At 58.4% G+C, this 12,441-nt stretch carries 10 protein-coding genes; 5 read left to right on the forward strand and 5 right to left on the reverse strand.

From position 1 onward, the window contains the following. Window positions 1-252: 252 nt before the first annotated feature. The gene (locus KI231_RS23005; protein ID WP_103306426.1) at window positions 253-612 is read right to left on the reverse strand and encodes a PilZ domain-containing protein; all 360 of its coding nucleotides are present in this window, start codon (window positions 610-612) and stop codon (window positions 253-255) included. A 233-nt stretch (window positions 613-845) separates the two neighbouring features. Next, window positions 846-1,232: a tetratricopeptide repeat protein gene (locus KI231_RS23010; protein ID WP_007951249.1), complete on the reverse strand. Its 387-nt coding sequence runs from the start codon at window positions 1,230-1,232 to the stop codon at window positions 846-848. 187 nt (window positions 1,233-1,419) lie between these two features. On the opposite strand from KI231_RS23010, the gene pyk reads away from it, so the two are divergent. The 3 genes from pyk (at window position 1,420) to KI231_RS23025 (ending at window position 5,786) form a co-directional block, all read left to right on the forward strand. Further along, window positions 1,420-2,871: a pyruvate kinase gene (pyk, locus tag KI231_RS23015; RefSeq protein ID WP_103306425.1), complete on the forward strand. Its 1,452-nt coding sequence runs from the start codon at window positions 1,420-1,422 to the stop codon at window positions 2,869-2,871. Between the two features lie 228 nt (window positions 2,872-3,099). After that, window positions 3,100-4,389 (forward strand): delta-60 repeat domain-containing protein, encoded by a 1,290-nt coding sequence (locus KI231_RS23020; protein WP_213026426.1) that lies wholly within the window; start codon window positions 3,100-3,102, stop codon window positions 4,387-4,389. Between the two features lie 104 nt (window positions 4,390-4,493). Then, complete coding sequence (locus KI231_RS23025; RefSeq protein ID WP_213026427.1) at window positions 4,494-5,786, forward strand: NHL repeat-containing protein; 1,293 nt, start codon at window positions 4,494-4,496, stop codon at window positions 5,784-5,786. Window positions 5,787-5,999: 213 nt separating this feature from the next. On the opposite strand, the gene KI231_RS23030 is transcribed toward KI231_RS23025, so the two are convergent. The 3 genes from KI231_RS23030 to KI231_RS23040 form a co-directional block, all read right to left on the reverse strand. Next, on the reverse strand, window positions 6,000-6,749 hold the full coding sequence (locus KI231_RS23030; RefSeq protein WP_213026428.1) for an enoyl-CoA hydratase-related protein: 750 nt from the start codon (window positions 6,747-6,749) through the stop codon (window positions 6,000-6,002). Between the two features lie 172 nt (window positions 6,750-6,921). Next, a complete protein-coding gene (locus tag KI231_RS23035; RefSeq protein ID WP_103306421.1) occupies window positions 6,922-7,857 on the reverse strand; it encodes an iron-sulfur-binding ferredoxin reductase in 936 nt (311 codons plus the stop codon). Next, entirely contained in the window at window positions 7,850-8,956 is a 1,107-nt protein-coding gene (locus KI231_RS23040) for a GGDEF domain-containing protein (protein WP_213026429.1), read from the reverse strand. Before KI231_RS23040 ends, KI231_RS23035 begins: the two co-directional genes overlap by 8 nt. Before the next feature lie 248 nt (window positions 8,957-9,204). Here KI231_RS23040 and KI231_RS23045 point away from each other — a divergent pair, with 248 nt between their 5' ends. Both KI231_RS23045 and KI231_RS23050 read left to right on the forward strand, forming a co-directional pair. Continuing rightward, window positions 9,205-10,347 carry an IS481 family transposase gene (locus KI231_RS23045; protein WP_213026430.1) on the forward strand — a complete coding sequence of 381 codons (1,143 nt, stop codon included), beginning with the start codon at window positions 9,205-9,207 and terminating at the stop codon, window positions 10,345-10,347. A gap of 435 nt (window positions 10,348-10,782) precedes the next feature. Further along, window positions 10,783-12,306: a fumarate hydratase gene (locus tag KI231_RS23050; RefSeq protein ID WP_016773454.1), complete on the forward strand. Its 1,524-nt coding sequence runs from the start codon at window positions 10,783-10,785 to the stop codon at window positions 12,304-12,306. Window positions 12,307-12,441 lie beyond the last annotated feature (135 nt).

Genomic DNA, 12,441 nt, shown 5'->3' on the forward strand with positions numbered 1-12,441 from the left:
ACCCGGCGGCGCCTGAACTGACGCCATCGCGGGCAAGCCCGCTCCCACAGGTGCACAGCATCAGTGAACGACGCAAAACCCTGTGGGAGCTGGCTTGCCAGCGATGCCGTGACCTGACTGTCAACCCGGCGGCGCCAGAACTGACGCCATCGCGGGCAAGCCCGCTCCCACAGGTTCACAGCATCAGTGAACGACGCAAAACCTGTGGGAGCTGGCTTGCCAGCGATAGCAATGGTGAAGGCGCCGCAGCACTCAGGCCGAAGCCGGCAACGGCTGAAAACTGAAGTATTGCTTCAATGCACCGACCAGTTGCCCGTATTCCGGCGGCGGTCGTTGCAGGCTGAAGCCAGCATCGTAATGCAGGGGTGTGGCGTCTTCATGGCACCACAGGCAACACGCGGTGAGGTCGATCACCTGCTGGCAGCCGTCGTCGCATGGGATTTTCAGACGCAGATTGAAATCCGCCCCGATCATCATTGGCAACTGGCTGATCAACATCAGCCCGTCCTCGGACACATTGCCGAGAAAGCCGATGGGTTTGTCGGTGACGCTGTTGAATACCCTGAGGAAATACGGCAGCTGATGCCGTTCGATTCGGCGGTCGGTAAACATGCGCAGTTCGCCATGCAAGGCTCCATCACAGAGCCGCACCTTTGCTTCGGAACGCGCCTGTGTGGCAGACGCGCTCTCCCCGCTTCCGGTGTGACGGTCGCTAAATCGCCGTCACCTGACAACTCGCCAGTCGCAGGTGTTGCACGGGCACATTAGAGACTCGGCTCTAAACCCGATTGATTCGACTATAGCTCAGGCTGTACAACCGGCCAGCTTTTGTATGACAACTGCCATCAAAAGCGCGTCGGACGCACCACGGCAGCGGCGCTGCGCGTCGGGTAATGACCCAGGCTCTGCAGGGTTTCCAGACGGGCGCGGGCGCGGTAGGCGTATTCGCTATTGGGGTACGAGGCGATGATGAATTGATAGGTCTGCGCCGCATCGACAAACATCTTTTGCCGTTCCAGGCACTGGCCGCGCATCATCGACACTTCCGGCCACACGTACGGGCGGGCACGGCTGGCGCGTTCGACCTTGGACAGTTCGAGCATCACCTGCTCGCAATTGCCGCGATCGTAGGCGCTGTAGGCATTGTTCAAATGATGGTTCATCGACCAACGGGTGCAGCCCGTCACGGCGAGGACGCTGAGGGCAAGGGCGGCAATGGGTACGAATCGCATGAGGGTTCTCCTGTCTTGTGCTCTGTATCGACCCATCGTCGGAAATCTTCAGAACCGTTTGCGCCGATTGTCGCGTTGGTGCGGTAGTCGCGTTCAATAAAGAAAACGATAAGTAGTGCAAACGAACAATGACTACACCCTTCGAGCATAGTAGCCTTCGCTAGCGCTTGAACTCAGGAGTCTTTGCATGTCCGTCCGTCGTACCAAAATCGTCGCTACCCTTGGCCCGGCCAGTAACTCGCCGGAAGTTCTCGAACAGCTGATTCTGGCTGGTCTGGACGTTGCCCGTCTGAACTTCTCCCACGGCACCCCCGACGAGCACAAGGCTCGCGCGAAACTGGTGCGTGACCTCGCCGCCAAGCACGGCCGCTTCGTCGCCCTGCTCGGTGACCTGCAAGGCCCGAAAATCCGTATCGCCAAATTCGCCAACAAGAAGATCGAGCTGAAGATCGGTGACAAGTTCACCTTCTCCACCAGCCATCCGTTGACCGAAGGCAACCAGCAAGTGGTCGGCATCGACTACCCGGACCTGGTGAAAGACTGCGGCGTGGGCGACGAGCTGCTGCTCGACGACGGCCGCGTGGTAATGCGCGTTGAAACCGCCACCGCCACAGAATTGCATTGCGTGGTGACCATCGGCGGCCCGCTGTCCGATCACAAAGGCATCAACCGTCGCGGTGGCGGCCTGACCGCGCCGGCCCTGACTGAAAAAGACAAGGCCGACATCAAGCTCGCCGCAGAAATGGAAGTCGACTACCTCGCGGTGTCCTTCCCGCGTGACGCCGCCGACATGAACTACGCCCGTCAACTGCGCGACGAGGCCGGCGGCACTGCCTGGCTGGTGGCGAAGATCGAACGCGCCGAAGCCGTGGCCGACGACGAAACCCTCGACGGTCTGATCCAGGCCTCCGATGCAGTGATGGTTGCCCGTGGTGACCTCGGTGTGGAAATCGGCGACGCCGAGCTGGTAGGCATTCAGAAGAAAATCATTCTGCACGCACGCCGCCACAACAAGGCTGTGATCGTTGCGACCCAGATGATGGAGTCGATGATCCAGAACCCGATGCCGACCCGCGCCGAAGTGTCCGACGTGGCCAACGCCGTGCTCGACTACACCGACGCCGTGATGCTCTCGGCTGAATCCGCCGCTGGCCTGTACCCGCTGGAAGCTGTGCAAGCGATGGCGCGTATCTGCGTCGGCGCTGAAAAGCACCCGACCGGCAAGACCTCCAGCCACCGCATCGGCAAGGAATTCACCCGCTGCGACGAAAGCATCGCGCTGGCGACCATGTACACCGCCAACCACTTCCCGGGTGTCAAAGCGATCATCGCCCTGACCGAAAGTGGCTACACCCCGCTGATCATGTCGCGCATCCGTTCCTCGGTGCCGATCTACGCCTACTCGCCACACCGCGAGACTCAGGCGCGCGCCGCGATGTTCCGTGGCGTGTACACCATCCCGTTCGATCCGGCTTCGCTGGAACCGCACGAAGTCAGCCAGAAAGCGATCGACGAACTGGTCAAACGCGGCGTTGTGGAAAAAGGCGACTGGGTCATCCTGACCAAGGGCGACAGCTACCACACCACCGGCGGCACCAACGGCATGAAGATCCTGCACGTGGGCGACCCGCAGGTCTGACGCGGGCAAGCCCGCTCCCACAGGTTTTGCGTGGGACCGAGTGATCGGTGGTTCGAAAAACGAAAGCCTCGGCATGTGAATGCCGGGGCTTTTGTTTTTCTCAGGCAGACGCTGCGGAGGCTGCGATCACTTTGCGTGAAGGGGTTTGTCAACTGTCAGTTCTGACAGTTGACCAGAGTCGCTATCAAGTAGCTACTCGCGTAAACCCGTTCACTGAAGGAGTGCCACATGGACAGTACATCTCTACCAACCCGGCAGGCCGGCACCTTTGATGAGAGCTTCGCCGACGGCGGCGTCTTTCTTTTGAATACCCAAGAGGCGGGACTGAACCGCATCATGGGTGTAATGGCGACATCCAGTCATCTGTACTTCTGTGGCTCCAGCACGTTGAATCCGCTCAATAGTCGCTACCTGCTAGGTCGAATGTGGCCAGATGGATCGTTGGACGACACCTTCGGGGCGAACGGCATTGTCCGAGCTTCTTTTGGCGGCACACAAGAATCCACCGGTCGATCCATTGCAATTTGCAGTGACGGGAAATTGCTCCTAACTGGCTCGGTTGCCTACAGAAGTCCTGCACTGGCGCGTTACTACCCTGACGGCAGGCTGGATCGCAGTTTTGGCACCACAGGGCACGTCATCCTGCCACTGCCGGAAGAGATTGATGAGCAGGTGGCACTCGACATCCAAGGCGAGAGTCAAGACTCTGCTTGCACGGTGACACCACTGGCAGACGGAAAAATCCTGGTAGTACGCAACTATGTCATCACTCATGAAGCAGATACACGCGCCTTCGTTTTTCTGCTCAACAGCGATGGTTCGCTCGATACAACCTTCAATCAAAAAGGCTATGTGCAAGTCCTTTATCCCGGTGCAACGCCAGCGGACGTGGGACTTGCCAGCGGGTCGACTGACTCGAACGGGCGCATCATGGTGTGTGGCCGATTGATGCTCAGCGATGAGTCAACCTATACGCCCTTGTTGGCCCGATACACCCGCGATGGTCGCCTTGATACCAGCTTCGGCGAGAAAGGCTTTGTCGTTTATTCTGATGCGCCGCGGTTAAAGGCAGGCCTGGTGGCGGTTATCGGGCAACCGAACAACCGATTGCTGGGGATCGGCATCACCGAAGATGGCGAACAAGGCGTACTGGTCAGCCTCGAACCGGATGGCAGCGCGAATATTCAGTTCAATCGTGGCAAACCACTGCTCACTCGCCTGGATAACACCACTACCCGCTGGAAAGGTGGGGTTATGCAGGCCGATGGCAAGATCGTATTGGCGGGCCAGATCAAGCACCCGGATCAACGTTCCGAAGCCGTTGTGGTGCGCTTGCTCAGCGATGGATTGTTGGATTCGACGTTCAATAACATCGGATGGACCAGCACACCGGTGAACGAGGCGCCCCTCACCCATGCAGTGGTCCTGCAGGCAGATGGAAAAATAGTCGTTGCAGGCGAGACGGGCACCACTAGAAATACGCAGGGGTTCCTGCTCCGTTTCCATGCCAGCAATTAGTGCGGCTCTGCCGCTCTTTACCCTCCCAGGCGATATCTGAACCCACCTTCCAATTGTTTGGTACGCGTTTGGGCGCGCCTGGATATTTCATGAAGGCAATAGACATGAACATGACTCTTAATACAGTACTGGTCGATGGTCAATTTGATCCGTCTTTTGGCGAGGCCGGGACTGTACGCCTGGATAAAGTGGACCCGAACGGTGTTTTATTGAACCCCGAAACATGCATTACTGACCCAATGGGGCGAATTTATATTGCGGGATCACTCGGTGACGGGCCAAATTATAATAATTACTTTTGTCTGCGACTGACCTCAGAGGGTATCGTCGACACTGCCTTTGGCATTGCGGGATATGCCAGTGGAAGTTTTTATAACGGCGGCAACCACGATAAAAATTTGGCGGCTACCAAGATAGACATACTCGCAGATGGCAAAATATTGCTGACTGCTGCTCTTTATAATCCGCCGACGCTTCGAGGTCTGGTACGTCTGAATCTGGATGGCAGCCTGGATCTCGGGTTTGGCGAAGACGGCAAAGTTGTTATCGACTTTACCGACAACGATTCAACAAATGCTCCCTCTCCTCGCTCATCGCAAGATCAACAGCACAGCGGTACCTTGGCCCTTCCTGACGGAAAGATAATGCTGTGGAAAGACATCTGGAGTCGCGAAGAAATCTATACGGTTGTCGCGCGGCTCCACGAAAATGGAGCTATTGATACCGGCTTTAACCAAACCGGCTTCGTAAAAATACCGGGTATCGCCGGTTTTAAAGAAACATACGTGCAGTCAATATTGCTGGAAAACGACGGGACGTATACGGTGAGTGGTTTCTGCCACCCAGTATATAATCAGATATTATCGATGGTCACCAGACTACTGCCTGATGGGAAAACAGACCTTTCTTTTGCCGACAACGGCTATTTAATTCTCAGTTCGCAAGATTATAGGCTGAGCACTGCTGGAGCTATTCGACAGACCAATAATCGACTTTTGGCTTTTGGCGGTGCAACTCAACACCCTGAGTCGTCAGGATTATTAATCAGTCGAGAAGTCGACGGCAGCGAAAATATCCAATTCAACCGTGGCTTACCCTTGATAACCCATTTGGCTGACCGAAGATTGGCATGGAGAGGCGCCCTGATTCAAAGCGACGGCAAGATTCTTGTCCATGGATATTCAGAAGCTGAACATCACGTTACAACAACCGTTGTCGCTCGATTTACGGATGCTGGTGAACTTGATCCAGACTTTGGCGCTGGCACTGGCGGGTTGATGTTCGAGCTTCGCTCCTCATCGCTGGCATGGCTTAAAGATAATAAAGTTTTGATTCTCGGGTTTGAATCCGACGGAATCGTCATTCGTCATTTCATTGCGCGGGGCCTGCTTGGATAACGGATCTTCTAGGTCTGGTTTGCATTTTCACGGGCGTAGCTGACTTAAAACCGGTTGCCCTGCCATGTGGTTGACAGGGCTTTTTTGATACTGCCCCACAAGATGTGGTGTTTGATCGGACCTGTTGGCGAGCAAGCCTCCTCCCACAGTTGAAATCCGTTCTGCTGTGGGAGGGAGCTTGCTCCCGAAGAGGCCGGCACAGTCAGCGAAGATTCAATGCCGTTTGATAAACCCGGTCAACGCCGCCAATGCCTCCGGCGAACGCAGTCGCTGAGTGAACAACGCGCCCTCCTCCTCGATCACTGTACGGATCAACTCACGGTCCGGTGCTTTCATCAATTGCTTGCTGATGCGGACAGCTTCCGGCGGCAGCTCATCAAAACGCAACGCCATCTCCCGTGCCTTGGCCAATGCAGCTTCGCCGCTGCCCAACGCCTCTGTGGCGATGCCCCACTGGGCGGCCTGTTCGCCGCTGAAACCTTCGCCGAGCAGCAACAACTCTGCCGCTTTGGCCTGCCCTAGCAAGCGCGGCAAGATCAGGCTGGAAGCGAACTCCGGGCACAACCCGAGGTTGACGAACGGCATGCGCAAGCGCGCATCGCGGCTGACGTAAACCAGATCGCAATGCAGCAACATTGTCGTACCAATCCCCACCGCCGCCCCAGCCACGGCGGCGATCACCGGTTTGCGGCATTCGAGCAGATTGAGCATGAAGTGGAACACCGGGCTGTCGAGATCACTCGGCGGTTGCTGGATGAAATCGGCAATATCGTTGCCGGCGGTGAAGCATTCGCTGCTGCCAGTGATCAGCACGGCGTTGATTTCAGGGTCAACGTCTGCCTGCTTCAACGCCTCGGCCAAGTGGTTGTACATGGCGCGGGTCAGGGCGTTTTTCTTGTCCGGGCGGTTGAGGCGCAAGGTCAACAAACCGCGTTCGCGTTCCAGCAAAATGGCTTCGGTCATGACATTTCTCGACAGTTCAGGCCAGCGAAGATCACTGTGGTGAGGGGATTTATCCCCGATGGGCTGCGCAGCGGCCCCAGACTATTGTGAGTGCTGCAGACTCAATCGGGGCGGTGCGACGTTTCGCTAAATCCCCTCGCCACAGGATCTCTCGAACCAATGAATTCAGCGTTCAACCACGGGACAAGAACACATCGGCCAGCAGTTGATTGCGCGGCAGTCCAGCCAGGTACAGGCGTCGGGCGAAGGCGTCGACACTGGCCGTCGAGCCGCAGACTAAGGCCAGGGTTTGCCGGGAAACAAGGCGCAGTTGCGCCAAAGCGGCGGCTGACTCGGCCGCTGTCCACAGCTCGACACTGAGGTTTTCGCGCTGCGCGGCCAATGCCGCGAGGGGTTTGGCCAGATAGTGCCCTTCGGCATCATGGGCCAGGTGAATGACGCGGATGGCGCCTTGGTGATCCTGACGCAAGGCTTCGCGCAGCACGCCGAACAATGGGCCCAGGCCCGTACCGGCAGCTAGCAGCCACAGCGGTCGGGTGTGCCAGTCAGCGTCGTAATGCAGCGCGCCGCCGCGCAGTTCGCCGAGACGGATCGAGTCGCCGATCTGCAAGCGCCGCGCCGCATCGCTGAATTCGCCAGGCTGGCGACAGTCGAGGTGGAACTCCAGAAAGCGGTCTTCTTCCGGCAGGCTGGCCAGCGAATACGGCCGGGCAATGTGATCGATCCACAGCACCAGATGTTGCCCGGCGCTGTAGCGCAACGGCCGCTGCGGGGTCAGGCGCAGGCGCAGAACACTGTCGCTGAGCCAGTCCAGTGCTTCGACCACCGCCGGGCGACCGTCGGCGAGCGGGTCGAAGGTGTGCACCTGCAAGTCTTCGATCACCTGACACTGGCAGGCCAGCCGCCAACCCTGCTGGCGCTGCTCGGCGCTCAAGGCATCCGGGCGATTGTCGGCAGGCAGGCCTTGGACGCACTGAACCAGACACGCATGGCAACTGCCGGCACGACAGCTATAAGGCACAGCCACACCGTTCTGATTGAGGGCGTCGAGCAGATTGCTGCCCGCCGCCACCGACCATTGCCGTTCTGCGACACGAAGTTCAGGCATCGACGTTCTCCCACGCGGCCGCACAGCGATTGCGTCCGTCACGCTTGGCCCGATAGAGCGCCTGATCGGCACGCTGCAAGGCGTCATCCAGATCATCGCCCAACGCCAACAGGGTCATGCCGGCCGACAGGCTGAGGTTGCGTACATTCAGGCCGATCAGTTCGACATCGGTGAAGGCGATCCGCAGACGCTCGCAGCAAGCGGTCAGCCGTTCGGCATTGCAGTCGGGCAGCAACACGACGAATTCTTCACCACCATAACGTGCCAGCACATCGCCGTCGCGCAGGCAGGCCTGAGCGACGCCGGCAAACGCCTGCAACACCTGATCGCCGGCGGCGTGGCCGTGCAAGTCGTTGATGCGTTTGAAATGGTCGAGGTCGATCAGTGCCAGGCCGTGCACGACGTCGCTGTCCATCGCATTCAGCTCGCGCGAGGCCAGGCGCAGAAAATGCCGGCGGTTGAACAGGCCGGTCAGTTCGTCGGTGGCCACCAGATCTTCAAGCTGGCGCATCATCCCGCGCAACGTGTCCTGGTGCGCTTGCAAGGCAAAGCGGCGCTGGCGCATGCGTTGGCGCGACACCTGGACGAAACGCGCATAAATCACCAGCCATGCCAGCACCATGGCGAGGATGCACACCTGCAAGGCGGCGAGTGCCGGCTCACGCAAGCGGTAGTGATAAGCGTCCCACAGGGTGATTGCGCAGAAGCTGAAGAACACCAGCAGCGCACAGCGGATAAACGCCCGCCGGCTCAGATGGAACAGACCGAACAGCAGAATCAGCACATAGAACACCAGGAAGGCACTGCGCGCTTCATCCAGATGGGCGATCAGCCAGGTCTGCCAGCCGAGTCCGAGCAAGACTTGCCCCTCGGTCAGGCTGGGGTCGGCGAAGCGCAGGTTGCGCCCGCTCCAGAACAGCACGAACAGGACGGCCTGACTGATCACCACCAGCGCGCTGCCGATGGCGATGGCACTCAGGGACTGCTCGTAATGACCGGTGAAAAACGCCAGCCACAGCAGCAGCAAAGCCAATCCATAGGTGGCTGCAGCGAGGGCAAAGCGTTTGAGCAAAAGACGTTGAATGGCGTTATGGGTCAATCGTTGACTCACCGTGCGATTGGAGGCTGACCGAGTGTCCTACTCTACAGACCGGCTGCCACTTTAGTGGCGTAGTCGATAAATGACCACCGATTTTCGGGCTCGAAATTTGACGTCAAAAAAGCCCCTTTAAAAGCCCCTCACCCTAGCCCTCTCCCTGTATGTACCGGAGACATGGTGGACAGGTGTTCGGAGACATGGTGGACACTTTTTAATAGACACATTGCTCATCACCAAGGAGATGACCTGTGTCCTGGGAAGAGGTGTCCACCGTGCAGCTTCGTTCAGAGTTCGTGCATTTGGCTCGGCAAGAAGGAGCCAATGTCCGGCAGCTTTGCCGCCGATTCAATATCAGCCCAAGCACTGCCTACAAATGGCTCAACAGGTTTGAAACTTCAGGTGCAGAGGGCTTGATCGATCAGTCTCGACGACCGAAGACGTCACCCAAACGCTGCGCTGAAGAGGTTGAGCAGCAGATTCTGACCGTGAGTGAGGAATACGCGGCTTGGGGCGCTCGCAAGCTCAAACGTGTGCTGGAAGACAGCGGCGCAGTAATGCCTTCGGTCAGTACCGTGCATGCGGTTTTACAGCGTCATTCACGCGTTGATTCAAAGGCCGCTGAGATTAAACCGTTTATCCGCTTCGAGCATGAAGCGCCCAACGATCTTTGGCAGATGGACTTCAAGGGCCATATCAGCCTGGCTCAGGGACGTTGCCATCCGTTGACGATACTGGACGATCATTCGCGGTTTTCGCTGTGTATCGCGGCCTGCCTCGATGAGCGACGTGAAACCGTTCAGGAGCATCTAATCCGGGTCTTTCGGCGTCATGGTCTGCCTTTGCGCATGACGATGGACAACGGTTCACCCTGGGGTGACCAGACTGGCGTTTATACCGCGCTGGAGGTCTGGCTGATGAGTCAGGGCATCAAGGTCGGGCACTCTCGACCTTATCATCCGCAAACCCAAGGAAAGCTGGAACGCTTCCACCGCAGCCTGAAAAATGAAGTCCTGCGAGACCGACATTTTATTGATCTCAACGGTGCACAACGCGCGTTTGATATCTGGCGTGATATCTACAACCAGAAGCGTCCACATCAAGCGTTGGACATGCAGGTGCCTGCTACTCGCTACAGCAGCAGCCCACGGGAATATCAGGAGCAGCCCGCGGCGCCGGAGTACGACGATGGGGATGTGGTCAGGAAGGTTCAGGTGAAGGGCGAGATCTACTGGCGGAACCGTGAATACACAGTCGGAAAAGCTTTTTATGGGAGGTCAGTAGCTATCCGGGAAACGACGGAAGATGGCATCCACGATGTCTACTGGAGTAGACATCGTATTGCCCGAATCGACTTGAACTTGCAGATCGTTACGGCAGGTAAGAAGATCTAAAACCGTCCACCATGTCTCCGAACATGTGTCCACCATGTCTCCGGTACATACACTCCCGGAGGTAGAGGGAACTGACCGAGTTGTTTATCCGAGGTACACCGACCTGAAACATCGCGCCGAACTCAGGTTTTGAATAGCACGAAGATCGGCTCCCTTTCCCCCTCGCCCCCTTGGGGGCGGTCCGACGTTTCGGGAGGGCTGGGGTGAGGGGGTAGCTCTTGAAGTGCAAACCCCATGTCCGATATTCGCCCAGCCATGCGACCAACGAATGACTGCCGGCGCGTGTATGCCCCTTTGATGCGCGGTATACTGCCGCGCCTTTTTAGCGTCGCGCCAGCAGCCCCGGCGTGCCTTGAAAGGTGCTTGCGACCGACCGATGCACCCAAGCCGCAGGCACCTTATTGAATGTTCCCGTCTTTTAGAGGAGCGCGACTCATGACCGTGATCAAGCAAGACGACCTGATTCAGAGCGTTGCCGACGCCCTGCAGTTCATTTCCTATTACCACCCCGTGGATTTCATCCAGGCGATGCACGAAGCCTACCTGCGCGAAGAATCGCCAGCGGCGCGTGACTCGATGGCGCAGATCCTGATCAACTCGCGCATGTGCGCCACCGGCCACCGCCCGATCTGCCAGGACACCGGTATCGTTACCGTGTTCGTGCGTGTCGGCATGGACGTGCGCTGGGATGGCGCCACCATGGGCCTGGACGACATGATCAACGAAGGCGTGCGTCGCGCCTACAACCTGCCGGAAAACGTCCTGCGTGCCTCGATCCTCGCCGACCCGGCGGGCGCTCGCAAAAACACCAAGGACAACACCCCTGCCGTGATTCACTACTCCATCGTCCCGGGCAACACCGTGGAAGTGGACGTGGCGGCCAAGGGCGGCGGTTCCGAGAACAAGTCGAAAATGGCCATGCTCAACCCGTCCGACTCGATCGTTGACTGGGTGCTGAAAACCGTTCCGACCATGGGCGCCGGCTGGTGCCCACCGGGCATGCTCGGCATCGGCATCGGCGGCACCGCCGAGAAAGCCGCAGTCATGGCCAAGGAAGTGTTGATGGAATCCATCGACATCCACGAACTGAAGGCCCGTGGCCCGCAGAACCGCATCGAAGAAATGCGTCTGGAGCTGTTCGAGAAGGTCAACCAGTTGGGCATCGGCGCCCAGGGCCTCGGTGGCCTGACCACCGTGCTCGACGTGAAGATCATGGACTACCCGACCCACGCCGCCTCGCTGCCGGTGTGCATGATCCCGAACTGCGCCGCCACCCGTCACGCGCACTTTGTGCTCGACGGTTCCGGCCCGGCCTCGCTGGAAGCGCCACCACTGGACGCCTACCCGGAAATCGTCTGGGAAGCCGGCCCGTCGGCCCGTCGCGTCAACCTCGACACCCTGACCCCGGAAGACGTGCAGAGCTGGAAGCCGGGCGAAACCGTCCTGCTCAACGGCAAGATGCTCACCGGTCGCGACGCCGCGCACAAGCGCATGGTCGAGATGCTCAACAAGGGCGAAACCCTGCCGGTCGACCTGAAAGGTCGCTTCATCTACTACGTTGGCCCGGTTGATCCGGTCGGTGACGAAGTGGTTGGCCCGGCTGGCCCGACCACCGCAACGCGGATGGACAAGTTCACCCGGCAGATCCTTGAGCAGACTGGCCTGTTGGGCATGATCGGCAAATCCGAGCGCGGCCCGACCGCCATCGACGCGATCAAGGACAACAAGGCCGTGTACCTGATGGCTGTCGGCGGCGCCGCTTACCTGGTTGCGCAAGCGATCAAGAAGTCCAAGGTGCTGGCGTTTGCCGAGCTGGGTATGGAAGCGATCTACGAGTTCGAGGTCAAGGACATGCCGGTCACCGTCGCGGTGGACAGCAAAGGTGAATCGGTACACATCACCGGCCCTGCGATCTGGCAACAGAAGATCAGCGAAAGCCTGGCGGTAGAAGTGCAGTAAGCGCTTACACCGAAAAAAAGAAGGCCGGCCCGTCCCATGACGAGCCGGCCTTTTTTTGTGCCCGCATTTGCATAAGCTATTTGGCGATAAAAAACACGATAAAGCATACAAAACGGTCTTGCACACCTGTCAGAT

The organism is Pseudomonas sp. Seg1, from assembly GCF_018326005.1.
Taxonomy (GTDB): Bacteria; Pseudomonadota; Gammaproteobacteria; order Pseudomonadales; family Pseudomonadaceae; genus Aquipseudomonas.